The sequence below is a fragment of the Marinilactibacillus sp. Marseille-P9653 genome (assembly GCF_916618885.1).
GTDB lineage: Bacteria > Bacillota > Bacilli > Lactobacillales > Carnobacteriaceae_A > Marinilactibacillus.
Genome location: NZ_CAKAKH010000002.1, coordinates 34,319 through 60,796, shown reverse-complemented (window position 1 = coordinate 60,796; position 26,478 = coordinate 34,319). Strand labels below are relative to the sequence as shown.

Here is a 26,478-nt window from a genome sequence, read left to right as displayed (position 1 = left end):
TGACAGGTTAAGTAAAATACTATAACGTTGTATATCGTAATGATTACGATTTAAAAAAGAAAAGGATGAGTACATAAATGAATAAGATTTTGAAAATATCTGGCATCGTCTCTCTAGGAATGCTACTGGCAGCATGCCAAGATAATACGAGCGTAGACTCTGCAGAAGAGCACACTGAAGCGAAAGCAGAAGAAAATGAAACTAAGCCAAGCTCAGTCGTAATAGAAGGACTAGCGCACCATTACCATACTGGAGACGAAATAGAATTAACAGCTGTACCGGACGAAGAAACCACTGTGGACAATTGGCAATGGTATATGAAAGATGCTGAAACGAGTGATTGGGCACCTGTTGCTGGACTCACATCTGATACGTTTTCAAGAGAAGCAACAGAATCAGGCGTACAGATTAAAGTGGAACTTTTAGATTCTAGTGATGAGTTACTGGTTGAATCGGAAGCAGTGGAAGTTGAGATTGATGATCATGGTGCTAATGACGAAGTAGGTAGAAGGATTTATAGTGGTTTCTTCTATAATGCTGAAGTCGGAGACCGTCCGTTATCAGATTGGGCAGGAGACTGGCAATCTGTTTATCCTTATTTAGAATCAGGCGCTTTGGATGAAGTATTTGAGGCTAAAGCAGATAAGAGTGATTCAATGAATGCTGAAGAATATAAAGAGTATTACACAGAAGGGTATATTACTGATATAGATCGTATGGTCATTGACGAAGATAGCTTTACGTTCTATCAAGAAGATGGAACAGAAATGACTGCAGATTATGATTATGATGGTTATGAAATCTTAACATACGAAAAAGGTAACCGAGGCGTACGATTCGTTTTCAATAAAGTGAATGGTTCTGACGAAATGCCTGAATACATTCAATTCAGTGATCACGATATTTCTTCTAAAAAAGCACACCACTATCACCTATATTGGGGAGATGACCGTGCAGAGTTACTGGAAGAGATGGAACACTGGCCAACGTACTACCCTTCAGAGCTAGATGAAGCAGGTATTGTACAAGATATGTTGGCACACTAAAAAGAGTTCAATATAAAATTGACTTATGGTATCTATATATGATATCTTTTAAATCGTAATGTATACGATTATTAAAACTAGTAGATAAAAGTCAGCTGCTTTCAAGAAGGTTTTGAAAGTGGCTTTCTATTTGAACAAAAAGGAATTCAAACGATAACGATTAAAGGAGATTTTCATATGAAACACAAACGCCTAGCTTCTGCAATGATTGGGCTGACAGCAGCGACTACGCTTTTTGCCTGCACGCCGCAAGGGTCTGGTCAGAATTCGAATGAAGATACAAATGAAGAAGCAGAAGTATCTATCGTTACATCTTTTTATCCAATGTATGAGTTCACTAAACAAGTAGCAGGAGATCGTGCAGACATTCGTCTGATGGTTGGTGGTGGAGATGATGCACATCACTACGAGCCGAGTGCTCAAGATGTCGCAGCGGTAAATGAAGCTGATTTATTTGTTTATAGTAGTGATAGTATGGAAAGCTGGACAGAGAGTCTATTTGATACGATCGACAATGATGACTTAATGATTCTAAGTGCGTCTGATGGGGCTGTTTTAGATACTGAAGACCAGAACAGTGAAGATACTGAGCAATCCGGAAAAGTAACGATTGAAGGTGCTTCTGGACATTATCATACTGGAGATAGTATTGAGTTAACAGCAACTCTAGAAGAAGAGACTACTCTAGATCATTGGCACTGGTATACACGTGAAGATGAAAACGCAGAGTGGGAAACGATTTCTGATGAATTCGGTTCAGAATTGATTTATGAAGTACCAGGAGAGAGTTTTGAAGTCCAAGCAATTTTGTTTGGAGATGACCATGATGTGTTTGCTGAATCTGAACCAGTTATGATAGAAGTAGATAATCATGGTGAAGATCACAGTGAAGGTGAAGCGCACGACCATGAACATGGAGAAGACGACGCAGATGATCACGAACACAGTGAAGGTGAAGCACACGACCATGAACATGGAGAAGACGACGCGGACGACCACGAACACAGTGAAGGCGAAGCACACGACCATGGACATGGAGAAGTAAGTGGGGGTTCAGAAGGTCTTGAAGTTGCTGGGTTAGCTGGACATTATCACACTGGAGATGCGGTTACCTTAAAAGTAGAAACACAAGAAGATATTGCAGAATGGCAATGGTCAACACGTCAAGACGAATCAACTGAATGGGCAGTTGACGCAGCCCAAACAACAGAAGCATTTGATGCTACTGCTGAAAGTGAAAACTTTGAAGTTCAAGGCGTTGGACTTGATGCAGACGGTAACGAAGTTGTAAGCACAGGAACGATTAGTGTTATTGTAGATAACCACGAAAATGAAGATCCACATAGCTGGTTAGATCCAGTGTTTGTACAAGAACAAGTGAACGGAATTAGAGACGCGTTGATTGAAATCGATCCTGATGGCGAATCAGTGTACACTGAAAATGCAGCGAATTTTAATGCAGAACTTCAAGAGTTAGACCAAGAATTCCATGAGGCATTTGAAGGTGCTGAAAATCGCGTGTTTGTTGTTCAACATCAAGCGTTCGGATATATCGCTGAAAGATACGACTTAGAGCAAGTGGCTATTGGTGGGCTGTCTACAGAAGTAGAACCAAGTCCTGCTAGAATTGCTGAAATTGGTGACTTAGTTAAGGAAGAAAATGTACCCGTGATTTATTACCAGCAAGGTGCAAATTCTTCTATTGCTCAAACGGTAGCAACAGAAACAGGAACTGAAACAGCTGTACTACATGATTTGGAAAGTTTATCCGAAGAACTTCAATCAGAAGATTTAGGATATATCGATGCCATGAGAGAAAATATTGAATCATTAAAATTAAGTATCAACTAATAGAAACAGGACAAGACAGGACAACGCTTTTAGTCAGCTGACTTTGAGGCGTTTGTCCTTTTGTTCCGTTTAGATTAGTATTGCATTGATGCAAGGATTAAAGTAGAATACCGAAGAGAACTTAGGCGTTTGTAGAGAGGGTGTAAAGATGCATTATATAGAAGTAGATAATCTCGCTTTCCATTATGAAAATGAACCAGTACTAGATAATATTTCATTTCAAGTAAACTCTGGAGAATTTGTTATGCTGACAGGAGAAAACGGTGCAGCAAAGACAACATTGCTCAGAAATATTTTGGGTTTGCTGAAACCAACGAAAGGCAATGTTCAATTATCCAAGAAAAACAGATGGGGAACCAACCTTGTAGTTGGTTACGTGCCACAACAAGTAGCGTCCTTTAATGCTGGTTTCCCTAGCACTGTGCTTGAACTGGTTCAATCTGGCCGATACCCTAGAGGGAAATGGTTCAAAAAATTGGATAAAGAAGATAAAGAGCATGTCCAACGTTCCCTTGAATCTGTTGGGATGTGGGATATGAGACATAAAAAAATTGGGGAATTATCTGGTGGTCAAAAGCAGAGAATTTCTATAGCGCGCATATTTGCAACCGATCCTGATTTGTTCGTACTAGATGAACCAACTACTGGAATGGATGTAAAGTCCAGAGAAGAATTTTATAAACTTTTAAAACATAATAGTGAAGTGCACGGAAAAGGCGTACTAATGGTCACCCATGATCACGAAGAACTTAAACAGTACGTGGATAAACACATCGAGTTAATCAGAAAGGAGGATTCACCTTGGAGATGTTTTTCTATGGATTCATGCAAAGAGCCTTCCAAGCATCATTCCTTATCTCACTGATTGCTCCGATTCTAGGGCTTTTTCTAATCTTACGTAGACAATCACTAATGGCAGATACACTATCACATGTTTCGCTTGCAGGTGTTGCGCTAGGGATGCTTATGGGCGTAAATCCAACGATTACGAATTTGTTAGTCGTCATAGGAGTTGCGATTCTTTTAGAGTACTTGAGAATTATTTATCGATCTTATTCAGAAATTTCAATTGCGATTTTAATGTCTGGCGGTATGGCCGTGGCGCTTGTCCTAATGGGATTAAGTAATGGTGGGACGACTGTGAGCATCGATCAATTTTTATTTGGTTCCATCGTAACGATCAGCCAGCAGCAGATTTGGATGCTTTTATTATTAACCATCGTCATTTTAATTCTATACATCGTGTTTCGTAAACCAATGTACATTTTGACTTTTGATGAAGAGACGGCCTTTACTGCCGGGCTACCGATTAAAGTCATGTCTATTTTGTTCAATGTTTTAACAGGTATCACGATAGCCATTATTATGCCAATTGTTGGTGCATTGCTCGTATCTGCTATAATCGTCTTACCAGCAGCAATTTCTATGAGATTAAGTAAAAGTTTCACAGGAGTCATCCTAATTGGGATTTTGATTTCAGTATTTGGTATGATTACCGGATTAATGTCTTCCTATCAATTTGGAACACCACCTGGAGCAACTGTTACGCTAATCTTTATTGCTGTATTCATTGCAACATTGAGTTTCAACAAAATAAAGTCTAGAATTCAGGCCAACAATATTTAATGATAAAGAAACAGTGCAGATTAAATTCGGTGCTGTTTTTTTTTATTTACTTATAAAGTAATTTCGTTTACTATTATGTCACACGATATATCGTGTGACATAATAGTTGATATAAAAGGAGGATTACAAGGTGGCTTATAGTGGTGGACCGATGACAGAGGCCATGTATTACATATTATTAGCGTTACTGAGACCGAATCATGGTTATCAACTAATGCAGTCAGTAAATGAAGTATCCAATGGAAGGCTAGAAGTGGGCCCAGGAACCCTGTACGGTGTTTTATCTCGTATGGAGAAAAGTGCATTAATTGTACTGATTGAAAAAGAGAGTGCGAAAAAAACGTATAAATTAACTGAAGAAGGTAGAAAGGCATTAAAAGAAGAATTCGATCGGTTAAATGCGATGGTCGAAGATACTGTACGTGAGCTGAAAGGGGAAAAATGAAATGGCGAAATCTGTTTATAAACTTAGACCAACAGATTATTACAAAATGGGTCAGTTCGAAAGTTGGTTGTACGATATGTCCGTTAAAGGATTACACTTGAAAAAATTCGGCTTATTTTTAGCAAAGTTTGAGAAAAGTGAACCGAAGTTTATTCGTTATCGGTTAGACATCAATAGTGGAAAAAAGTACTTAGCAGAACAAGACCTATTTTATGCGCAAAACGGATGGAATTTAGTTACGCATTATGGAGATTTTAGTGTTTACGCTGCACCAGAGTCCGCCGATATTCCAGAATTGCATACTGATCCAGTTGAACAAGCAAATTCATTGAAAAAGTTTGAGTTTCAGCAAGGCATTTTGACAGTTATCTCAATGATCGTTAATTTGTTACTTGCCTATAGTTTTTATCGGTCTTGGAATACCCAACAGTTAGCGGACATAGGGTACGATGGTTGGTCAGAACTTTTGCTTTCAATTATGTTGGTTAGTATGTGTATTGGATTTGTTATTGACTGGTACAAAATATGGTCTACAAGGAAAAAGTTGCTAGCAGGTAAAGCCATCAACCACCATTCTCCATGGAAAACGGCAATTTATCTTAGGAATAGCTACAATGTAATCGTGTTAGTCATTGCAATAACGATGATTGCAATTTCTATATTGAGTATATTTAGATATTGAGGGTATTTTATGATCTAAAGAAGAGAACGCCATACTGCTGGTGTTCTCTTTTTGTCTATTAAAATAGAAAAAGTGAATGAATGGACTTGACGAAGGGATAGAATTGGCGTAATATATAAATCGTAAACGTTACGATTTAGAACAGGAGGGAAATATACGTTGGCTAAAAAAAGTAAAATCGAGAAATTGAAAAAACAACAAAGAACAGTAGAAAAATATGCAGAACTTAGAAAAGAATTGAAAGAAAAAGGTGACTATGAAGCGTTGGCGCAACTTCCAAGAGATGCTTCGCCTACAAGACTCCAAAATCGCGATAGGTTAGATGGTCGTCCACATGGATATATGCGTCAGTTTGGGTTGTCTCGTATCAACTTTAGGAAATATGCTCATGAAGGTAAGATTCCAGGTGTGAAAAAAGCGAGCTGGTAGTTTTAGAATTTTTCTGATGGAATTTTACTGTAAAAGAAATAAAGCAATTTTTTCAAGAGTTTATGATAAAAGCAGTATTTGTATAGGAAGGAGTTATTAAAATGCCTGAAAAAAAAGATTTAGCAACGGCAAGAAGAATGATGAAAAGTCCGAATAAAAAGACAGCAAGACGAGGGCTGAAAGTCGTTAAGGAAGCAAAAAGAATTCGCAGAGGTTTAAAAAAATAGGAGGTTAGTCATGAGAGTAAATGTCACATTAGAATGTACAGAAACGGGAGAAAGACAATACATTACAACAAAAAATAAACGGAACAACCCTGAAAGACTTGAATTGAAAAAATATTCACCAAAACTAAGACGTATAGCTTTGTTTAGAGAAGTAAAATAATCAGTAACTATAAAAAGAATGAGTTTATAATGAACCTCTGCTTAGGATTTTGGATAAGCAGGGGTTTATTTTTTGTACAATTGCATCTTTAATGATACGATTCTCTTTTAGATGAAGAATACAAAAATGTCATAATTAAATCGATTTTTACCAGATTTTTACAATCTAAAAAGTTATGATAGAGAGTATAGATGATAACTGTAAACTAAGGAGAAAAGATATGTTTGAAGATTTTTTCATTAATATCAACATCATGATCGCACTGATTTTTACGTATATGAAAATAAGATGGAGTATTCGTGAGGAAACACATTCTGCATGGAAGTCTTATGTAATCGATGGATTATGTGGAGGCTTGTTAGGATGGGCACTGATGCACTTTTCCATTCGAGTAGGAACGGAAACGCTGGTAGATTTGAGATTTATCCCTATCTTACTGATGTTTCTTTTTATAGGGAAGGTCCCTACTTTTATTTCGGTTATTTTCATAGCCTGTATAAGATTTATATATGGTGTTAATATATCCTCTTACTCAGCAGTTATTATGTTGATTAGCTTGTTTATAGGTTATATTGTTATAGAAAAAATTACACCCAAAGAAGATAGTGTCATTGTACGTGGTATGTACATGGTTATTTATTCCAACGTCGTTATTTCAGTGTTATTATACTATGTTGTCAGAGATTTTGATATTTTAATAGCACTAACGCCCACTTACTGGGTAATGGGGTCAATTGCTGGTTTGTCTTCAATACTGTTGGTGAACTATATGAGGACCTCGGAATATTTGTACCGTAAATATGAAAATGAATCTACAATCGATTTTCTAACGGGTTTAAAGAATGTAAGGAATTTTGATAGTATCTGGAAGTACTCTGAAGAATTGGCCAACAAAAAAGGTAAGCCACTATCTTTGGTTATGCTTGATATTGATCACTTCAAACGAATCAATGATACTTATGGTCATGCGGCTGGAGATTTCGTCCTGATGGAAATCTCACGTATCATGGAAGAGGTTGTTGGAAATAAAGGGTCTGTATTCAGAAAGGGCGGAGAAGAGTTTGCCATCATTCTTCCTCTATTTAGAAAAGAACAAGCAGAAGAAATGGCAGAGACGGTAAGAAGTAGGGTTGAAAGACATCGATTTGCCGTTGATGACGAAACAAAACTATTGGTGACGATCTCATGTGGCTATGTAAGTTACCCTGAGATTGTTAAGCAAACAGATAATATGGTTGAACTTGCCGACGTAGCACTTTACCAAGCAAAAGAAACAGGTAGAAATAAAGTACTCTCATTATAATATAAAAAATAGTGAAAGGATGAGGGAACATGAACACGTATCAAATGATTTATCTGATTTCGGTATTACTTATTTTATCAGGATGTTATATCTTTGGTAAAAATAATCAGACGGTATTAAGAATCAGTATTCTATTATTTTTAGGATTTCAATTGACCTACCTTATCTGGCGCACAACAAGTACATTGCCGACTGCATCTATTTTGAGCATTATCGCAGGTTTGGCATTACTCTTTACGGAATGGATGGGGTATATACAGAGTTTGATAACATCAAGCTTGTTCTGGAAAAAGAATAAACGAAAAAAAGTTTTCCTTTCGTCTTTTAAAACATTACCGACGGTGGATATTATGATTGCAACTTATAATGAACCAGTAGATTTACTTAGGAGAACGATTGTAGCTTCTCAGTTAATGGACTATCCGGATGACTTGTATGAAATACTCGTCTGTGATGATGGGAAACGAGAAGATGTCAGAGTGTTATGTGAAGAGTTAGGTGTTCGTCATGTGACTAGAGAAGACAATAAGCATGCTAAAGCTGGAAACTTAAATCATGCCATGGAAGTCTCAACTGGAGAAATCATTGTGACAATGGATGCAGATATGATTCCAAGAGCTAATTTCATGCAAGAAACTCTAGGGTATTTTTCGGATGAGAAAGTCGGGTTTGTACAGGCACCGCAGGCATTTTATAATGATGATCCTTTCCAGTTCAACTTGTTTGCTGGTGACCGCATTAATAATGAGCAAGATTTTTTTATGCAGAAGCTAGAAGAAAAGAAAGATATTTATAATGCTACGATGTATATTGGAAGCAACGCATTATTCAGAAGAAAAACGATGGAGGAAATCGGAGGATTTGCTACTGGGGTTATTACAGAAGATATGGCGACTGGAATGTTGATTCAAGCAGGTGGATGGGAAACGGTATTCGTCAACAAAGTGCTGGCAGTAGGGTTGGCACCTGAAACGTTCAAAGATTTATTGAAGCAAAGAGACCGTTGGTGTAGAGGGAATATACAGGTAGTAAGAAAATGGAACCCTCTGAAAACTAAAGGCCTGAGCTTTATGCAAAAACTCCTTTATATGGATGGCATTCATTATTGGTTCTTTGGTCTTTATAAACTGGTTTATCTGATTGCACCCATTCTTTATCTGGTTTTTGGAATCATTGTACTGAATGCTACCTTTATTGATCTAATGGTATATTGGGTTCCAGCCTTCATTTCTTCTCAAGTTTTCTCAAATCTGATCTCTGAGAAAAAAAGGACAACAATGTGGACGAATGTATACGATTCTGCACTAGCACCATCTATGTCGTGGGCCATTCTTTCAGAAATTTTCCTAAAAGGGAATGGGAAGTTCAATGTCACTAGAAAAGGTATTCAAACGAACGAGCGTCAATTCTTATGGAGAGCCAGCTGGTTCCATATTGTACTTGCTGTACTATCTTTTATTGGTATTTTTAGGGTCATACTCGCTTTAGTTGCACCACAGCTTGTAGATCTTCAAATAGACAGTGTTTATATTAACTTATTCTGGGTACTGTACAACCTAGCTGGAGTACTGCTAGTGATTATGATTTTCTTTGAAAGACCGCGTTACCGGACGGCAGAACGACTTATTATCTCCAAAGGAGCCAACATTACAGACAAAGACCAGAAAATACAAGCTAATATAGAGGATTTAAGCGAGTACGGGGCTAGGTTATCTGTTGATACTTACGCAATTAAAGAAAAACTGTCCACAGTAGATTTTGTTGTGGAAGGTGGACCGGCATTGAATGCAGAAGTACGCTGGGTGGATAAGAACAAAGAAGGTAAGACAGAACTGGGCATTCAATTCAATTCCTTGGATAAAGAACAATACCGTTTTGTCATTCAAACGATCTATAGTAATCCCAAAAGTAACATTGGAGAAAAAAGTTATAGAAAAGCGGGACTCTTACCGACAGCTCTTGGCTTTTTCACACAATCGAAAAAAGCTCCAGCTTCCAAAACTCGGATGATTCTTCGAGAAAGAATCAAGACGAATGGTTTGTTAACCTATCAGCACTTGAAATATTCTGCCTCTGTCGTTGACCTTAGTGAAGAAGGCGCACAAATCAAAACAAAAGCAAAACTCAAAAAAGAAGACCGTATTCTGTTAGATGCACCTGAAAATAACATCATAGGGAAAACGGGAGAAGTCAGATGGGTTAAAAAATCGCTAGGAAGTACCTACGCGGGGATTCAATTTGTAGATAAGTGATAATAAAAAAAGACTAGTTCAGTTAAAGTGCTTGAGCACAAATAACGAACTAGTCTTTTTGAAATTCAAGCTGATTATACTTATTACATTGAGCGCTCATCGGGTACAACATGACTCTTAAGCAACCAAGAGTGGAAGAACCATTCAAAGATTGCGATACCCGCAGAGGCAACTAAACTTTCAAGGAAATAACTTTCCCCTAAAGCAAGGTATAAATAACCCCAAAGAATAGCTAGGGCACCACCCATGTCCACAACAGTAGCAACAATATTGTCAATTTTTCTTAAAACTAAAAGGTCTCCAATAACATAAATCATTACGGAAACAATCGCGCCACCAATTACAGCATGCATAAGCGGGATATTCCAGATCAATGATAGAACAATCCATGAAATCAAAATAATCGCAATTGATTTAATGACGATAGCTTTCAAATGTTTCATTGTATTTCCTCCTTTTTTTAAGATAAAATTATCATATAACTATTGTTCAAATTAACTAAATAATAAAACTTGTTTTTTTATTCTGTGTTAACGAATAACTTTCAAAGTAGGTAAAGCAAAAAGTTTTTGATTCCAAATATAGAAATGTCTGGTAAAATGGTAAGATAATCATGAGTTATAGTTTTGAAATAATGAGTAAGAGGTGAAGGAATTGGAAAAGGTACTCGTAGCAAATAGAGGCGAAATTGCGATTCGAATTTTTCGGGCTTTGACTGAATTGGGAATCGATACAGTAGGTGTATATGCTCAAGAAGATGAAAAAAGTGTTCATCGTTTTAAAGCAGATGAAGCTTATTTGGTTGGGAAGGGTAAAAAGCCAATAGATGCTTATCTAGATATAGAAGACCTTATCCGTATTGCTAAAGATTCTGGTGCGGACGCTGTTCATCCCGGTTATGGATTCTTATCAGAAAATTTGGACTTTGCAAAGCGATGCCAAGAAGAAGGTATCACCTTCGTTGGCCCAACTACGAATCAGTTAGATGTATTTGGAGATAAATTAAAAGCGAAAAAAGTAGCATTAGAAGCAGGAATTCCCACAATACCAGGTACAGAAGATGCTATTCATACAGTCGATGAAGTTGTAGATTTTGCAAACACTCACGGTTATCCAATTATTATGAAAGCTGCTCTTGGGGGCGGCGGACGTGGTATGCGTGTGGCATTTGACGAAGAAGAGGCAATTGATGGATTCAAGCGGGCTCAAAGTGAGGCAATTGCTGCCTTTGGTCGTGGAGATATTTATGTTGAACGGTATATCCAAAATCCTAAACATATTGAAGTACAGATTCTTGGAGATACTCATGGGAATCTTGTTCATTTATTTGAAAGAGATTGCTCTGTTCAACGTCGTCATCAAAAAGTTGTGGAAGTCGCGCCATGTGTTACATTGTCAGATGAAGTCAGAGAAGAACTATGCCAGACCGCTGTTAAATTGATGAAACATGTGGATTATGTTAATGCAGGGACCGTTGAGTTTTTGCTTGAAGGAGAGAATTTCTTCTTTATTGAAGTGAACCCGAGAGTTCAGGTAGAACATACAATATCAGAAATGATTACAGGGATAGACATTGTACAATCACAAATTTTAATTGCTCAAGGTAAAGATCTTCATAAAGAAGTGGGGATACCGCATCAAGAGGATATCAAACTCATCGGTGCGGCAATTCAATGCCGTATCACTACAGAAGATCCTTTGAACCAGTTTTATCCTGATACAGGAAAAATCAATACTTACCGCTCTCCAGGTGGCTTTGGAGTACGTTTAGATTCAGGAAATGGTTTCCAAGGATCAGTGATCACGCCGTTCTTTGATTCTTTACTTGTTAAAGCTTCTGTCCATGCAACGGATTTTGCTGGAGCTGTCCAGAAAATGGGAAGAGTCTTGAAAGAGTTCCGTATCAGAGGGGTCAAGACGAATATTCCTTTCTTAGCTAACGTAGTCAAACATCCAGATTTTATATCTGGTAATGCTTCGACAACCTTTATTGATCAAACACCAGAACTGTATATTTTCCCTAAAACACAAGATAGAGGAAATAAAACTTTACAGTATATCGGGAACGTTACCGTTAATGGATTTCCAGGTATTGGTAAGGTAGATAAAGAACCATTGAAACCGTCAAGAATGCCAGGGGAATTGATTCTTCCAGAAAAAGATATCATTAGACCTAAAACTTTGCTTGATCAGCAAGGACCTGAAGCCGTTACTAAATGGATTCATGATAAGGATGCTGTTTTACTGACAGACACAACTTTTAGAGATGCACACCAGAGTCTTTTGGCAACTCGAATGAGAACAAAAGATATGCTTCAGATCGCTGATAAAATGGAGCAAGGGATTCCTGAATTATTCTCTCTTGAAATGTGGGGCGGGGCGACATTTGATGTTGCTTATCGATTCTTGAATGAAGATCCATGGGAGAGACTAAGTAAACTTAGAAAGAAAATGCCGAATACCTTATTCCAAATGTTATTTAGAGGATCAAATGGTGTAGGTTACGAAAACTATCCAGATAATGTCTTGGAGAAGTTTATTCAAGTGTCTGCACAGAATGGGATCGATGTATTCCGAATTTTTGACAGTTTAAACTGGATTCCACAGATGGAAAAAAGTATTCAGTATGTCCGTGATAATAACAAGATTGCTGAAGCAACGATTTGCTACACAGGAGATCTAAATGATCCGTCACAGACAAAATATACAATGGACTACTATAAGAAAATGGCTAAAGAACTTGAACAAGTTGGTGCCCACATTATTGCAATCAAAGATATGGCGGGACTGCTTTAACCTCATGCCGCATATCGCCTGATTTCTGAACTTAAAGAAACGGTTGATGTACCGATTCACTTGCACATGCATGATACGAGTGGAAACGGCGTCTATACCTATGGTGCAGCTATCCGAGCTGGAGTCGATATCGTGGACGTTGCTCAAAGTGCTTTAAGTGGAAAAACAAGCCAACCGAGTATGGGGAGTCTGTATTATGCATTAGAAAACACAGAACGTGCACCTGAAATCAATATTCAAAATGTTGAATATATTAACAGATACTTTGAAGATGTCCGGAAATCTTATGCTGTATTTGAAGAAAAAATGCCAGCAGCTTCAACGGAAGTTTACAAGCACCAAATGCCTGGTGGTCAGTATACAAACCTGAAGCAACAAGCAAAAGGTGTTGGTCTAGAAGATAGATGGGATGATCTAAAGGCTATGTATGCTGTAGTCAATGATATGTTTGGTGATATTGTGAAAGTGACACCTTCTTCCAAGGTTGTTGGAGATATGGCGCTGTTCATGGTTCAAAATGATTTAACTGAAGAAGATATTTTCAACAAAGGAAACAGTCTGAACTTCCCGCAATCGGTCGTTAGCTTCTTTAAAGGAGAATTAGGTAGACCAGAAGGCGGTTTCCCTGAAGAACTACAGAAGATCATTCTGAATGGTCAAGAACCCATTGAAGGGCGTCCTGGGGATCATAGAGAACCGCTAGATTTTAACGCACTTAAAGAAGAAATGGTTGCTTTCCTTGAAAGGGAACCAAGTATCGAAGAAATATTGAGCTATGCAATGTATCCACAAGTATTCAAAGATTTTGTCTTTTTCCAGAACACTTATGGGGATATCACGAAATTTGATACAGCTTCCTTCTTCTACGGTATGAGAACTGGGGAACAAATTGAAATCAGTATTCAAAAAGGTAAAACACTAATTATCAAGCTGAATCAGATTGGTGATCCGGATTCTGAAGGAAATAGAGTTTTGTATTTCGAATTGAATGGTCAAGGTAGACAAGTAGAAATTAAAGATAAGAGTATTACCAATACAAAAGCAGTACGCAAAAAAGCAGAACTGTCAGATAAAGGGCATATTGGCGCAACGATGCCTGGATCTGTATTACAGATATTGGTCAGTCGTGGGGATAAAGTCGAAAAAGGTGAGCCTGTAATCATTACAGAATCTATGAAAATGGAAACAACCATTCGATCAGGTATCTCAGGTACGATAGAACATTTGTATGTGGCTGAGGGAGATCAAATCGAGACAAATGATCTACTAATCGAAATCGAAACAAAATAAATTTAATAGAACAGCGCGCTTTATCTATTGAGTCTATCAATAGTAAAGCGCACTGTTTTTTTAAATTTCCGAACAATTACTAAAATTGTCAAAGAATTAACTAGGTTTTTAACACAATAAGATGTAGAATAGATAATGTAGAAATTGAATGTACGTTAAATAAAAGAGGTGTACGTGTTTGAAGATAAAAAGAAGTGAAAGACTGATCGATATCACCAATTACTTGCTGGAGCATCCGCATACGTTAGTATCGCTTACGTTTTTCTCAAAAAGATATGAGTCTGCAAAATCTAGTATAAGTGAAGATTTGACGATTGTTAAAAAGACCTTTTTAGAAAGAGGGATCGGCATTCTAGAAACGGTTCCAGGAGCTGCTGGTGGTGCAAGATACATACCAAAAATGAAAAGAGAAGATATTGAAGCTTTCATTGAGGAACTGTCTGCAGAGCTAAATCATTCAGAACGATTATTGCCGGGCGGATATGTTTACTTATCGGATATGCTTGGTCAGCCAGACTGGTTAAGAAAGATTGGGCGAGTAATTGCGTCTTTTTATATGGATAAGAAAATTGATGCAGTGATGACTGTTGCAACTAAGGGTGTGCCGATTGCACAAGCTGTTGCGACTTATCTAAATGTACCTTTTGTGATTGTCCGTAGAGATTCAAAAGTAACAGAAGGATCCACTGTGAGTATCAATTATGTATCAGGATCTTCTTCACAGAGAGTAGAGAAGATGGAACTTTCTCGTCGTAGCCTTAAGAGGGGATCTAGAGTCTTGATTGTAGACGATTTCCTTAAAGGTGGAGGAACAGTCAACGGTATGAAGAGTTTGATAGAAGAATTTGATGCAGAGCTAGTAGGGGCTACTGTAATCGCAGAAAATATTTATCAAGGGGTGCGCTCTATTGATAATTATACAGCGCTGCTTAAAGTAAAGAGTGTAGACGTTGAGGATAGAACGATACAAGTTGTACCGGGGAACTTTTTGACATCATTATAAACGACAAAAAGAGGCTGGGACAAAAGTCTCTGATTAATATTGTTTCGTAAAATCAGACAAGTAGAAAAGCCGTCAAATCAAGGGATAGATATCCTAGGTTTGACGGCTTTCTTCTATTTGGCTAGTTTTGTCCCAGCCTCTTTTCTATATGCTTTAAAGTTCGTCGTTTATGCGTTTTTCTCTTTTGTTTTGAGTATGGTCTACGTCAGCCTGAGCAGTTGTATCTTCAAGTTCTGGAGGTGTGCCCTCTGACTGTTCTGGCTCTAAAGGTGGTTGTCCACCGTCAGTCATTCCCTGAACTGCGCCTTCTTCAGGGAAACCAGCAATAGATCCCATAGCACCTGTTGCTTGTGAAAGGTCTTGAACTTCGTCTGAAGAATCAGTTTGTTTAGAAGAATGATCTGAACCTTTCTCTTTAAAATTATTGACAACAACAATAATCTCGCCTGAAGATAAGTTATCTCTATAATGATGGAGCAAATCATCTTCAGTTGTATAATTAGGATCATCGAAATGATGATCTTCTCTTACTTTAAAAGCATCTTTAATAGAATCCCAGAAAGTTTTTTCATTTCCATGGTCTGCATCATTGCCATTAATATCTGGCTCAGCCACATCTAAATGCTCAGGATTTTTAAGAGAGTCTCTTCTTTTTTGGTCAGTGAATAGCGTGATTTCGTCTTTCAAATAACCTTCGCTCATTAAACGATCGACAACTTTCATGACTTCTTTTTCAGTTTTGTAGCTACCAATAACGGTTTGATCTTTTTTCATACGAATCTTCCTCCTATTGTAAGTTATAAATTTGAATAGAAAATGAGAAATATTCTCTAAAACACTTAATTGTGACTAAAATATGTCAAGTCCTATAACTACAGTATAAAAAACTTCCCCTTTTCAAACAAACGAAACAACTCAGCAACTTGAAAAGAATCGTTGGGTAAAGTATGATAGATTCAGTATTCAAAACAAATTTTTTGAAGTTTTTAGTGAAACAACTTATGAAGCAATAGAACATAAATGTAAAATATGAGGACAAAAATAGTTCAAGTAATAACAGAATAGTAGAATGGGAGAATGATCGTGAGTAATCGTTATGCAGTTATATTAGCCGCTGGACAAGGCACGCGTATGAAATCAAAATTATATAAAGTGATGCACCCGGTAATGGGTAAACCAATGGTAGGACACGTTGTAGATCAAGCGCAAATCGTTGGAATGGACCAAATCGTTACTGTTTCTGGTGTAGGAGCTGAAACCGTTCAAGATTATCTGGGAGACAAAAGTGCCTATGTGCTTCAGGAAGAACAATTGGGAACGGCTCATGCAGTGAAACAAGCTTCTTCTGTTTTAAAAGATAAAGAAGGTACGACACTCGTTATCTGTGGAGATACGCCACTTCTAACAGCTGAAACGCTGGAAGGACTGATTGAATTTCACGAAAAAGAACAGGCAAAAGCAACTGTGTTGACTGCATATGCAGAAAATCCTTTTGGATACGGACGTGTCATTCGTACTGAAGAAGAAGGCGTTACGAAAATCGTAGAACAAAAAGATGCCACAGATGAAGAAGCAAAAGTAAAAGAAATCAATACAGGAACATATTGTTTCGATAACAAAGCGCTCTTTGAAGCGTTAGAATTGGTCAAAAATGAAAATGTACAGGGAGAATATTACCTTCCAGATGTTATTGAAATTTTGAAAAAGCAAAATGAACTAGTTGAAGCCTATCAGTTAGCCAACATGGACGAAGCTTTAGGGGTTAACGACCGTGTTGCACTTGCTCAAGCGAATAAAGTCATGAAAGAACGAATCAACGAAAAACACATGCGTAACGGTGTTTCTATCATAGATCCGTCTAATACGTATATTGAAAGTGACGTTCAAATCGGTCAAGATACGACAGTTGAACCTGGTGTCTACTTGAAAGGTGAGACAACGATTGGAGAGGAAGCTTTCATCGGTGCTCACTCTGTTATTGTAGACAGTACAGTTGGTGATCGAGTCAAAGTAACCAGCTCAATGCTTGAAGAATCTATTATGGGCAATGATAGTGATATTGGACCGAATAGTCATTTAAGACCGCAGACTGTGTTAGAAGAATCCGTTCATATCGGAAACTTTGTAGAAATTAAAAAAGCGACAGTTGGCAAAAATACGAAGATTGGTCATCTGACATATGTTGGAGATGCTGAACTTGGTGAAAACATCAACGTTGGATGTGGAACGATTTTCGTTAACTATGATGGAAAAAATAAACATAAAGTTATTGTGGGAGATAATTCTTTTATCGGATGTAATGCAAATCTGATTGCGCCAGTAACTGTAGAAAAAAATGCTTATATTGCTGCTGGATCAACGATTACAGATACGGTTCCTGAAAATTCTTTAGCGATTGCACGTGCTAGACAAACAATAAAAGAGTCCTATTTTACAAAAATGAAACAAAAAGATTAGAACTCTCTCTAAAAAAGCGTTATTATTGAAGAAGAATATTGATTTATCTCAAACTTCATCATAAACTAATAGATGGAAAAAATAGATGCATAGAAAAAATTGGAGGCCCACATGTCCGAATTATATTCTGATCCAAAACTTAAAATTTTTGCTTTGAGTTCTAACGTTCCCCTTGCAGAGAAAATTGCAAAAGATGTAGGTGTTGAACTAGGTGACGTTTCTGTCAAGAAATTTAGTGATGGAGAGATTCGTATTAATATTGAAGAAAGTATTCGTGGTGATCATGTTTATTTGATTCAATCTACATCCGCTCCTGCCAATGATCATTTAATGGAAGTATTGATCATGATCGATGCATTGAGAAGAGCAAGTGCTAAAACGATTAATGTCGTGATTCCTTATTATGGTTATGCCAGACAAGATAGAAAAGCTAGATCTCGTGAACCGATCACAGCTAAATTAGTTGCGAATATGATTACTCAAGCAGGTGCAGACCGCATCCTGACGCTTGATTTACATGCTTCTCAGATTCAAGGGTTCTTCGATATTCCAGTAGATCATCTTCTAGGTGCGTCGCTACTTGCGAACTGGTTCTTAGATAAAGGTCTTTGTGGAGAGGACACAGTTGTTGTATCTCCCGACCACGGTGGGGTAACTCGTGCGCGTAAACTGGCAGAATTCCTCAAATCTCCGATAGCCATCATAGACAAGCGTAGACCTAAAGCGAACGTAGCTGAAGTCATGAATATTGTTGGAAATGTAAATGGTAAAACAGCGGTATTGATTGATGATTTAGTGGACACAGCAGGCACAATCACACTTGCTGCAGATGCCTTAATCAATCAAGGTGCAAAAGAAGTGTATGCGTGTGGGACACATGCAGTATTTTCAGGTCCAGCTATTGAGAGACTGGAAGCTTCTCCGATCAAGAAAATGGTTGTTACGGACTCAATCAACTTGCCGGAAGAACAAAAAATTGAAAAAATTGCTCAAGTAAGTGTTGGCGAGCTGATGGGGCACGCAATCAAACGTATCCATGAAAATAAATCAGTTAGCCCGTTATTCGAGAAAAAATTTAAAAAATAAACTAATCGTGCATGATGAAACACTAGACTTTTAATCCGTAAATCTCTTGAAGATTTACGGCGTCTAGTGTTTTTGATGTTTACATAGATCCACAGGATAGAAAGGATGAATGAAGTGATGGAGAAGATCAGGTTTCATTTAAGCAAAATGAAACCACTAGATGCCGTTATTATTGTCTGCTTGTTTATCGCATCGTTCATTCCGCATATTGTCTATGGGGTTCATCTAAGTACAATCGATGAAGGTGCCAAAACAATTGCTACAGTTAAGATTGCTGGAGAAGAAGTGTATAGCGTAGAATTGTCCGAGGAAACACCTCACGAACTGATGACGTTCTATCCATCTGATGATCAGTACAATATTGTCGAGGTAGAAGGAACCAGAATTCGGAATAAAGAAGACAATAGTCCAGATCAGTTGGGTGTAAGAAAAGGCTGGATCAGTCGCCCAGGAGAAACCGTTGTGGTGCTCCCGCACAAATTGATTATTGAAATTCAATCAAAATCACCTGGTGAGGAACCGGATGATCAAGAAGAAATTATTATTCCACTTTAGATATAAACAGGAGTGTTAAAAAAGAAGCTGACAGTATTACTGTTAGCTTCTTTTTGTGCTATGTCATTATAAAAATAAACTGATAGCGAGTAAAATAGTTTCCGTTCCACAGAATAGGACAAGATTCTTGATCGCGATAACAAATGTCTTTTCTTTGATCTGAGCTTGATTAAACTGCTGCAGATTTTTTCTGATAGGAAACAAGGTTAATAGTATCACTAATAGAATAGGGTGCAATAAAGTAGACAAAACGGCAACTACAACGACAATATAACTAGTATACATCAGTATATTAAATAACTGAATGCCTCTTTTTTTGCCAATATAATACGGAAGAGTGTAGCGGTGATTTGAAATGTCTTGTTCAAGGTCACATAAATTGTTCGCCAACATAATATTCGCAATCAAGAAAACGAGAGGCAGTGAAACGAATAATAGTATAATCAACAACAAGCTATTTCCTGTAACATTAAAATCAGGAAACTGGTAAATCAAGTCCAGTAATACTCCACTTTCTGTATTGACAAATACAGAAAGGAAAAAAATACCAAATCCCATTGTCATACCAGAAACAGCTTCACCTAAAGGCATTCTAGAAATAGGGACAGGACCAAAAGTATAGAAAATACCAATCAAAAAACATAAGCCGCCCATAAATAACAATAAGATGCTGGTTCTAAAAACAAGTAGAATACCTAGTAAAGATGCAGATGCAAGCATGGTAAAGATTAAGGTAATAACGAGTTTTTCTGAGATTCGAGCTTGGCCGATGATGTTGACTTCTTGTTTATATCCATCAGCCTCAGCTTTCTGATAATCCATTAGATTATTTATAGCCGTTGTCGTCATATCGAAGATCAGCATGGAACAGAAAAAAATCAGTGTATTAACAAAATCAAACATATGAAAATAATAAACTGTAAATAACGTGCCAATCAAGAATGGGAATAAACTAGCCAATTTAGTCTTAATTTCTACTAAATCAAAAAAATTTCTAGCTGTCATTGGTCATCTCCATTCATTAGAGTAAACGCATCATTGGTAAGATCAAAGTCTTTTAATCCATCAGATACATAAACATCTTTATCTTTAGTGATAAAAATAGCATCTACACCATCTAACTGATTAACAAAATCCAGTCCCTTATCTAATCCTTTTGAAAAAAGAGAAGTAGATAATCCATCTCCATCAATGGATTCTTTTGTAACAACACTGACTCCAGCTAGTTCATTGTCAAAAGGATAACCTGTTTCAGGATTCATTAAATGGGCATATTGTTTGCCATCAACTTCTAGGAAACGTTCATAGACGCCAGATGTCACAATGGACTCGTCACTGGCCGGCAAAGAACCAAGAATCGTTCCACGGTCTTCAAAAGGATCTTGAATACCTACTTGCCACTCGGCTTGCTCATCTCTTGGGCTGTTGCCCATTACGAACAGGTTTCCTCCTAAATCGATTATAGCCGTGTTTACATCGTTTTCTTTTAGCACTTGGACAATTTCATCAGTAATAAATCCTTTTGCGATAGCGCCGAGATCCAGTCGCATATCAGGGTCTTTTAAAAAAACAGTCTGATCCTGATCATTAAGGACAACCTTATTATAATCAACGAGCGCCAAGGCTTGATCAATTTCAGTTTGATCAGGTAATCGGGCTTCAGGGTAACCAATTCTCCACAAGTTTGTAAGAGGACCAATCGTTAGATCAAAGCTCCCATTTGTTTCTTCGCTATAAGTTACAGATGACTTAATGAGCTCGTAAAGATCGTCTGATATGGCAACTGGTTCTTTACCGGCTTGCTCATTAATTTTAGAAATCAAAGAATGTTCTCCATCTTCTTCAGTTGTAATAAATCCTGCAAGTTCTTTAATACGATCAAAAGCGGTATCTAAAACAGCCTCTGAATCTTTATTATAAATAGCTATCCTTACAACGGTTCCCATTAAAAATTCCGTTTCTTCATAAGGTGTAGCTGCCAGATCTCGGTTATCGGAAGAAGTAAATGGACCGCAACCTGATACAAATAATAATAGGAAACACAAAAGTAAAAAAATATGGTACCCCTTAGTTTTTTTCATTTTATATGAACTCCTTTAAAAGTAAAACTGAATACAAAAGCAGACCTTAGACGATTATCCAAGGTCTGCTTATCGTAAGGTTCTTTACCTATTATAATTCAAAATAATAGGGGATGAAAGACCTAGATTAGTTGCTCACTTCAATAGTATCTGTATTGCCTTCTTTAGCAGCATCAACTAATTGGTTGGCATACTTGATAAAGCTTTCGGAAGAATGTGTTGCACCAGATACAGCATCGACCTCTGATGGATCTTGTTTCTCTTCCAATTCTCCGTTTAATTGAGGAATATAATCAGCTGGACCAACACCAACCTTTTCAGACATATTTTTCTGATACTCTTCATTTTCAGATTTCAAATTTCCATCTGCATCTTCATAATCATAATCTGATTTTGTGATTTTGCCATCACTGACAGTTAGATCAAACAAAACGCGCCAGCCATTTTCATCAAAGTTTTCTTCCTCTAAAGAATAAGTGCCATCTTGTAGTTCAGCAGAAGTGGATTCTTCTGATGTGCCTTCGTTAGCGCTAGATGCTGAATCATCTGAATTTCCACAAGCTGTTAATACGATGGTTGAAGCAAATAATGTTGTTGCGAATATGATGCCTTTTTTGATAAACATGGTATTCCCTCCATAATAAGTATGATAATCAAAAGAAGAATTCTCTTGATAAGTATTTAACAAGCGTAGTATACAACATTAATATTTATTTGTCTATACATTCACAAAGATTTTTTTATAATTACTTTCTTGTCTTGTGAAAAGACGCTAAATTTCCTGTAAATGTAGGTTTTATACTGTTTTTGAAAAGAGAATAAAGATTCTATAGACAAAACATCTCGCATTCGTTATAATGAACACGTGAATTAAATTGTGAAAAATTTCTCAATTTTTATTGAAAATTATTCACAATAAATAAGTCTTTAAAAGGAGTATACCATTATGCCACAGATTAATATTGTTGTTGTTGGAGGCGGTTTTGCGGGTGTATCTGCTGCAAAACTACTTTCAAAGAAATTGAAGAAAAATAATCAAGTAGGAATCACTTTGATTGATCGTCATCCATACCATACTTATATGACAGAACTACACGAGGTCGCTGGGGGAAGAGTTGAACCAGATGCTATCCAGTATGATTTGCAACGCTTATTCTCTAGAAGGAAAAACGTTCAATTGATTACGGATACTGTTATTGAACTTAATCATGATGACAAAACAGTGGTCACAGAAAATGGTCAATACAAATATGATTATCTTATACTCGGTATGGGGGGAGAAGCGAATGATTTTGGCACCCCTGGAGTTAAAGAAAATGGCTTTACACTATGGTCATGGGAAGACGCGGTTCGTATCAGACATCATATAGAGGATACTGTTGCTCTAGCTGCTAGAGAGCGCGATTTAGAAAAAAGAGCAGCAATGCTTAGATTCGTTGTTTGCGGTTCTGGTTTAACAGGGATTGAAATGATTGGGGAATTGGTTGATTGGAAACCTGTCCTTGCAGAAAAATATCATATTGATGCGAGTGAAATTGAATTGATAGTTGTTGAAGCACTTCCAGAAATACTGAGTACGATTCCTAAAGTTTCTTCTAGTAAAGTAGAAAAATACTTACGCAAAAAGAAAGTACGCATATTAACGGAAGCACCAGTTGTAAATGTTACGGCACATTCAGTTGAACTGAAAACAGATGAAGTACTAGCGACACATACACTCATCTGGGCAGCCGGTGTAAAAGCAAATTCAGATATAGAAGATTTCGGAACTGAAAAAGCTCGTGCCGGAAGATTAATTGCGAATGAGTATATGGAAGCGAAAGATCTAGAAGACGTTTATGTCATTGGAGACTTGGTTTACTATGAAGAAAACGGAAAACCTACGCCACAGATTGTTCAAGCAGCGGAACAAACAGGACACACAGCAGCAAAAAATATTGTAGCTAAAATAGATGGTGGAGAAAAACATCCACATGAATCAAATTATCAAGGTACGTTGGTATCAGTAGGGTCAACCTATGGTGTAGCCTATCTATTTGATAAAATACATTTAAGCGGATTTCTTGCGATCTTGATGAAACATATTGTAAATTTGAAATATTTCTTTGATATTCGGTCGGGCTATTATATGACGCAATATATTTTTCATGAATTTTTCCATATCAAAAACAGTCGAAATATTTTCCGTGGACATCTTTCTAGATACGGTAATGTTTTATGGAGTGTACCTCTAAGGGTATTTTATGGTAGCATGTGGTTAGTAGAAGGTTTGAAGAAAGCGTTCGGTATATTAGGGGCCGAAAGTTGGTTTAAAGATCAGGTGCTGCTACCGTTCTCATGGCTTCAAGATCCGACTTCTGGAGCTTCAGAAGCTGTTGAAGAGGTTGCGAAACCGATATTTGGTCTAAGCTATGCGTATGGAGAACAACCAATGATGATTTTAGATCAAGCACCTGGCTGGTTCGAGAGTATAATGAAAATTATGATACCTAATACAGAAATGGCTCTATTCTTCCAGAAATTTATGACATGTGTTGAAATCGCAATTGCTTTGGCTCTGATTTTTGGCTTATTCACTTGGTTAACGAGCGCAGCAACCATTGGCTTGGTTTTATCATTTACACTCTCAGGAATGTTCTACTGGGTAAACATTTGGTTTATCTTTGTAGCCATTGCATTAATGAATGGGGCAGGTCGAGCTTTCGGTCTAGACTATTATGTGATTCCTTGGATTCAAAAGAAAGCCGGGACCTTCTGGTACGGAAAAAGTACTTCTATACACAACTAGGAATTAAATAGAAAAAAGAAAGAGTGGAGGCGGGGAAGTAGCTCGCTTTCGCTTTTTTTCTTTAAATTTATGTGATTAAAAGGAGATACCAATGAAACTACATTCGATATGGGAACCGTATCCTGAATTAGCGATGGAGCTCAAAGAAGTAACCAAACTCATCGAACAATCGATTCAGATGCGTAACAAAGAGGTAGAAATAGTTTTAAAGGATGTTTTTAATAGAGGCGGGAAAATGCTCAGACCAGCGTATACTCTTCTTTTTTCGACATTCGGATCAGAACATGATGCAAAAAGAGCGCAAGCAGTAGCTGCTTCAATCGAACTGCTTCATACAGCCACGCTGATCCATGATGACATCATAGATGACTCACCGAAAAGAAGGGGTCAGGAAACAATCCAATCTCGTTACGGGAAAGATGCTGCTGTTTACGCAGGAGATTACTTGTTTACGGTCTCTTTTCGATTACTTGCACAATACGTACAAAGTAATCAGCAGTTTGAAATCAACACAAAAGGAATGGAACGGATTTTAACGGGTGAACTGGATCAGATGAGGCTGTATTATCATACGCACATAACGATCCGACAATATCTCACTCAAATATCTGGGAAAACAGCACAGTTATTTGCTTTATCGTGCTATGCGGGAGCACTTGAAGGTGGACTACCAGAAAAGAGAGCTAGGATTGCTTATCATATAGGAAGTCATGCGGGGATGGCATTTCAGATATTGGATGATATTTTGGATTATACAATATCATCAGAGGATTTTGGTAAGCCGGTTCTGGAAGATGTTAGACAAGGCATTTATACTGCACCACTAATTTTTGCAATGCGAAAAAATCGTAGTGCTTTTCTTCCATTATTAGATAAGAAACAACAGATGACAGAAGAAGATACAGAAAAAATACGTCAGCTAGTTATTGAATCGGATGGAATATCTGAAGCGAAACGACTAGCAGAAAAATATACTGAAAAATCATTGAAAAAAATCATGTCTTTACCAGATACAAAAGAGAAAGAGATTATTTATCAACTGACTAAACAATTACTCAGCAGAAAAATCTAAAAAGATCATTCGGGTATTTCTTATCCGAATGATCTTTTTTAACCGTCGATAATCATCATCTATAAAAACGATTAAACGATAGATTACAGTTTTTTTAAGCGTAATAAAAAGCATGAATCTGTATAGACTCATGCTAAAAGTTGATTATTCGAAAGCTAAATCAGGACTTTTTTTGATGACTTCATCCAAATGCTCTCTAATTGTTTGGGCTGAATGTTTCATTTTCTCTTTTTCAGAATCATTTAACGGAATTTCAATAATATTTTTGATTCCACTACGGTTGATTATGGCAGGTGTACCAAGGTAAATATCATTTTCTCCATACTGACCTTCCAGATAAACTGATAACGGAAGAACAGCATGTTCATTATTTAAGATCGCTCGAGTGATTCTTGCTAGAGAAACACCGATACCATAAAAAGTAGCGCCTTTTTTCTCTATGATTGTATAAGCTGCATCTCTTACAGAAAAGAAAATATCTACTAGTGCTTGTTCATCCGTATCAGGGTTGTGTTCTAACCATTCATTGATCTGTAGACCCGCCACATTAGCGTGAGACCAAACAGGGAATTCAGTGTCGCCGTGTTCTCCAATAATATAACCATGCACGTTTCGTACATCGACGTCTAAAAGATTGGCAATTGCTTGACGGAAGCGAGCACTATCTAAAGAAGTACCGGAGCCGATAACTTGGTTAGCAGGTAGCCCAGACCATTTATATACGGCGTAAGTCAAAATGTCTACAGGGTTTGTGGCAACTAAGAAAATGCCGTTAAAACCACTTGCCATAACACTATCAACCACGCTCTTAGTTATGCGTAGATTTTTTTCAGTAAGATCAAGTCTTGTTTCTCCAGGTTTTTGATTTGCGCCAGCAGTATAGACGATTAAGTCAGCGTCTGAGCAGTCCTCGTAATCTGCTACATATAATTTTTTAGGTGCGGTAAAAGCTAGAGCACTACTTAAATCCATCACATCACCTTCGGCTTTATCTCGATAAACATCAATAATACCTAGTTCTTGCCCGATATTCTGGTTGATCAGAGAGTAAGCATAACTAGATCCTACTGCGCCATCCCCAATTAAGATGATTTTTTGTTTGTCATTTAGTGAACTCATATCAACACGCTCCTCTTAAAATTAAACCATTTTCTACAAGTTCATTATATCACAAACTGAAAATAAATACAGTATTATACCTAAAAAATCAGAATAATTTACATAAAAAAAATCAAAATAAACGTGAGATATTAAATGAGATAATTATCATTAAATACTATTGACTATCTAACGTAAGAATGGCAAGATTGTATTAAGTTATTTATTTGT

The 26,478-nt window shown here is 37.3% G+C and carries 23 protein-coding genes and 1 pseudogene; 18 read left to right on the top strand and 6 right to left on the bottom strand.

What is annotated here, in order from left to right; all coding sequences use genetic code 11:
• The first annotated feature begins 77 nt into the window (after positions 1-77).
• The 11 genes from LG377_RS10730 (at position 78) to LG377_RS10680 (ending at position 10,021) form a co-directional block, all read left to right on the top strand.
• Positions 78-1,046: a metal-binding protein ZinT gene (locus LG377_RS10730; protein WP_225744720.1), complete on the top strand. Its 969-nt coding sequence runs from the start codon at positions 78-80 to the stop codon at positions 1,044-1,046.
• Between the two features lie 177 nt (positions 1,047-1,223).
• Positions 1,224-2,897, top strand: coding sequence for a metal ABC transporter solute-binding protein, Zn/Mn family (locus LG377_RS10725; protein WP_225744719.1), 1,674 nt, complete (start codon positions 1,224-1,226; stop codon positions 2,895-2,897).
• 148 nt (positions 2,898-3,045) lie between these two features.
• Positions 3,046-3,762 (top strand): metal ABC transporter ATP-binding protein, encoded by a 717-nt coding sequence (locus LG377_RS10720; RefSeq protein WP_225744718.1) that lies wholly within the window; start codon positions 3,046-3,048, stop codon positions 3,760-3,762.
• Positions 3,699-4,523, top strand: a complete 825-nt coding sequence (locus LG377_RS10715) for a metal ABC transporter permease (protein ID WP_225744717.1) — start codon at positions 3,699-3,701, stop codon at positions 4,521-4,523. The genes LG377_RS10720 and LG377_RS10715 overlap by 64 nt, the downstream gene beginning before the upstream one ends.
• Before the next feature lie 130 nt (positions 4,524-4,653).
• Complete coding sequence (locus LG377_RS10710; RefSeq protein WP_225744716.1) at positions 4,654-4,968, top strand: PadR family transcriptional regulator; 315 nt, start codon at positions 4,654-4,656, stop codon at positions 4,966-4,968.
• 1 nt (position 4,969) lies between these two features.
• Complete coding sequence (locus LG377_RS10705; RefSeq protein WP_225744715.1) at positions 4,970-5,650, top strand: DUF2812 domain-containing protein; 681 nt, start codon at positions 4,970-4,972, stop codon at positions 5,648-5,650.
• 159 nt (positions 5,651-5,809) lie between these two features.
• Positions 5,810-6,079 (top strand): 30S ribosomal protein S14, encoded by a 270-nt coding sequence (gene rpsN, locus LG377_RS10700; RefSeq protein ID WP_225744714.1) that lies wholly within the window; start codon positions 5,810-5,812, stop codon positions 6,077-6,079.
• Positions 6,080-6,180: 101 nt separating this feature from the next.
• Entirely contained in the window at positions 6,181-6,306 is a 126-nt protein-coding gene (locus LG377_RS10695; protein ID WP_225744713.1) for a putative metal homeostasis protein, read from the top strand.
• A gap of 10 nt (positions 6,307-6,316) precedes the next feature.
• Complete coding sequence (gene rpmG / locus LG377_RS10690; protein WP_225744712.1) at positions 6,317-6,466, top strand: 50S ribosomal protein L33; 150 nt, start codon at positions 6,317-6,319, stop codon at positions 6,464-6,466.
• A gap of 220 nt (positions 6,467-6,686) precedes the next feature.
• Positions 6,687-7,769 (top strand): diguanylate cyclase, encoded by a 1,083-nt coding sequence (locus tag LG377_RS10685; RefSeq protein WP_225744711.1) that lies wholly within the window; start codon positions 6,687-6,689, stop codon positions 7,767-7,769.
• Positions 7,770-7,798: 29 nt separating this feature from the next.
• On the top strand, positions 7,799-10,021 hold the full coding sequence (locus LG377_RS10680) for a glycosyltransferase (protein ID WP_225744710.1): 2,223 nt from the start codon (positions 7,799-7,801) through the stop codon (positions 10,019-10,021).
• Between the two features lie 83 nt (positions 10,022-10,104).
• On the opposite strand, the gene LG377_RS10675 is transcribed toward LG377_RS10680, so the two are convergent.
• Positions 10,105-10,464 (bottom strand): DUF2512 family protein, encoded by a 360-nt coding sequence (locus tag LG377_RS10675; RefSeq protein WP_225744709.1) that lies wholly within the window; start codon positions 10,462-10,464, stop codon positions 10,105-10,107.
• Positions 10,465-10,675: 211 nt separating this feature from the next.
• On the opposite strand from LG377_RS10675, the pseudogene LG377_RS10670 reads away from it, so the two are divergent.
• Positions 10,676-14,107 (top strand): annotated as a pseudogene (locus tag LG377_RS10670) (pyruvate carboxylase).
• A gap of 178 nt (positions 14,108-14,285) precedes the next feature.
• Positions 14,286-15,110 carry a pur operon repressor gene (purR, locus tag LG377_RS10665; protein ID WP_225744708.1) on the top strand — a complete coding sequence of 275 codons (825 nt, stop codon included), beginning with the start codon at positions 14,286-14,288 and terminating at the stop codon, positions 15,108-15,110.
• A 153-nt stretch (positions 15,111-15,263) separates the two neighbouring features.
• Here purR and LG377_RS10660 read toward each other — a convergent pair whose 3' ends face one another.
• A complete protein-coding gene (locus LG377_RS10660) occupies positions 15,264-15,884 on the bottom strand; it encodes a general stress protein (RefSeq protein WP_225744707.1) in 621 nt (206 codons plus the stop codon).
• Between the two features lie 309 nt (positions 15,885-16,193).
• Here LG377_RS10660 and glmU point away from each other — a divergent pair, with 309 nt between their 5' ends.
• From glmU to LG377_RS10645, 3 genes are all read left to right on the top strand, one after another.
• A complete protein-coding gene (gene glmU / locus LG377_RS10655; protein WP_225744706.1) occupies positions 16,194-17,567 on the top strand; it encodes a bifunctional UDP-N-acetylglucosamine diphosphorylase/glucosamine-1-phosphate N-acetyltransferase GlmU in 1,374 nt (457 codons plus the stop codon).
• A gap of 111 nt (positions 17,568-17,678) precedes the next feature.
• The gene (locus LG377_RS10650) at positions 17,679-18,653 is read left to right on the top strand and encodes a ribose-phosphate diphosphokinase (protein WP_225744705.1); all 975 of its coding nucleotides are present in this window, start codon (positions 17,679-17,681) and stop codon (positions 18,651-18,653) included.
• 117 nt (positions 18,654-18,770) lie between these two features.
• Entirely contained in the window at positions 18,771-19,208 is a 438-nt protein-coding gene (locus tag LG377_RS10645) for a NusG domain II-containing protein (RefSeq protein WP_225744704.1), read from the top strand.
• Positions 19,209-19,274: 66 nt separating this feature from the next.
• Here the strand turns inward: LG377_RS10645 and menA are convergent, their stop codons facing one another.
• From menA to LG377_RS10630, 3 genes are all read right to left on the bottom strand, one after another.
• Positions 19,275-20,213 carry a 1,4-dihydroxy-2-naphthoate polyprenyltransferase gene (gene menA, locus LG377_RS10640; RefSeq protein WP_225744703.1) on the bottom strand — a complete coding sequence of 313 codons (939 nt, stop codon included), beginning with the start codon at positions 20,211-20,213 and terminating at the stop codon, positions 19,275-19,277.
• Positions 20,210-21,289, bottom strand: a complete 1,080-nt coding sequence (locus tag LG377_RS10635) for an FAD:protein FMN transferase (RefSeq protein WP_225744702.1) — start codon at positions 21,287-21,289, stop codon at positions 20,210-20,212. The genes menA and LG377_RS10635 overlap by 4 nt, the downstream gene beginning before the upstream one ends.
• A gap of 127 nt (positions 21,290-21,416) precedes the next feature.
• Positions 21,417-21,914, bottom strand: coding sequence for an FMN-binding protein (locus LG377_RS10630; protein WP_225744701.1), 498 nt, complete (start codon positions 21,912-21,914; stop codon positions 21,417-21,419).
• A gap of 321 nt (positions 21,915-22,235) precedes the next feature.
• Here LG377_RS10630 and LG377_RS10625 point away from each other — a divergent pair, with 321 nt between their 5' ends.
• Positions 22,236-24,077 (top strand): FAD-dependent oxidoreductase, encoded by a 1,842-nt coding sequence (locus LG377_RS10625; RefSeq protein WP_225744700.1) that lies wholly within the window; start codon positions 22,236-22,238, stop codon positions 24,075-24,077.
• Between the two features lie 91 nt (positions 24,078-24,168).
• A complete protein-coding gene (locus tag LG377_RS10620; protein ID WP_225744699.1) occupies positions 24,169-25,149 on the top strand; it encodes a polyprenyl synthetase family protein in 981 nt (326 codons plus the stop codon).
• Positions 25,150-25,293: 144 nt separating this feature from the next.
• On the opposite strand, the gene LG377_RS10615 is transcribed toward LG377_RS10620, so the two are convergent.
• A complete protein-coding gene (locus LG377_RS10615; protein ID WP_225744698.1) occupies positions 25,294-26,268 on the bottom strand; it encodes an L-lactate dehydrogenase in 975 nt (324 codons plus the stop codon).
• Positions 26,269-26,478 lie beyond the last annotated feature (210 nt).

Bases quoted from the DNA above. Each gene is read 5' to 3' on its own strand.
- LG377_RS10660 (WP_225744707.1), bottom strand. From the start codon at position 15,884: ATGAAAAAAGATCAAACCGTTATTGGTAGCTACAAAACTGAAAAAGAA.
- LG377_RS10620 (WP_225744699.1), top strand. From the start codon at position 24,169: ATGAAACTACATTCGATATGGGAACCGTATCCTGAATTAGCGATGGAG.
- LG377_RS10680 (WP_225744710.1), top strand. From the start codon at position 7,799: ATGAACACGTATCAAATGATTTATCTGATTTCGGTATTACTTATTTTA.
- LG377_RS10625 (WP_225744700.1), top strand. From the start codon at position 22,236: ATGCCACAGATTAATATTGTTGTTGTTGGAGGCGGTTTTGCGGGTGTA.
- LG377_RS10685 (WP_225744711.1), top strand. From the start codon at position 6,687: ATGTTTGAAGATTTTTTCATTAATATCAACATCATGATCGCACTGATT.
- LG377_RS10630 (WP_225744701.1), bottom strand. From the start codon at position 21,914: ATGTTTATCAAAAAAGGCATCATATTCGCAACAACATTATTTGCTTCA.
- LG377_RS10730 (WP_225744720.1), top strand. From the start codon at position 78: ATGAATAAGATTTTGAAAATATCTGGCATCGTCTCTCTAGGAATGCTA.
- LG377_RS10650 (WP_225744705.1), top strand. From the start codon at position 17,679: ATGTCCGAATTATATTCTGATCCAAAACTTAAAATTTTTGCTTTGAGT.
- LG377_RS10675 (WP_225744709.1), bottom strand. From the start codon at position 10,464: ATGAAACATTTGAAAGCTATCGTCATTAAATCAATTGCGATTATTTTG.
- LG377_RS10695 (WP_225744713.1), top strand. From the start codon at position 6,181: ATGCCTGAAAAAAAAGATTTAGCAACGGCAAGAAGAATGATGAAAAGT.
- LG377_RS10725 (WP_225744719.1), top strand. From the start codon at position 1,224: ATGAAACACAAACGCCTAGCTTCTGCAATGATTGGGCTGACAGCAGCG.
- LG377_RS10705 (WP_225744715.1), top strand. From the start codon at position 4,970: ATGGCGAAATCTGTTTATAAACTTAGACCAACAGATTATTACAAAATG.
- menA (WP_225744703.1), bottom strand. From the start codon at position 20,213: ATGACAGCTAGAAATTTTTTTGATTTAGTAGAAATTAAGACTAAATTG.
- rpmG (WP_225744712.1), top strand. From the start codon at position 6,317: ATGAGAGTAAATGTCACATTAGAATGTACAGAAACGGGAGAAAGACAA.
- LG377_RS10615 (WP_225744698.1), bottom strand. From the start codon at position 26,268: ATGAGTTCACTAAATGACAAACAAAAAATCATCTTAATTGGGGATGGC.
- LG377_RS10645 (WP_225744704.1), top strand. From the start codon at position 18,771: ATGGAGAAGATCAGGTTTCATTTAAGCAAAATGAAACCACTAGATGCC.
- LG377_RS10720 (WP_225744718.1), top strand. From the start codon at position 3,046: ATGCATTATATAGAAGTAGATAATCTCGCTTTCCATTATGAAAATGAA.
- LG377_RS10635 (WP_225744702.1), bottom strand. From the start codon at position 21,289: ATGAAAAAAACTAAGGGGTACCATATTTTTTTACTTTTGTGTTTCCTA.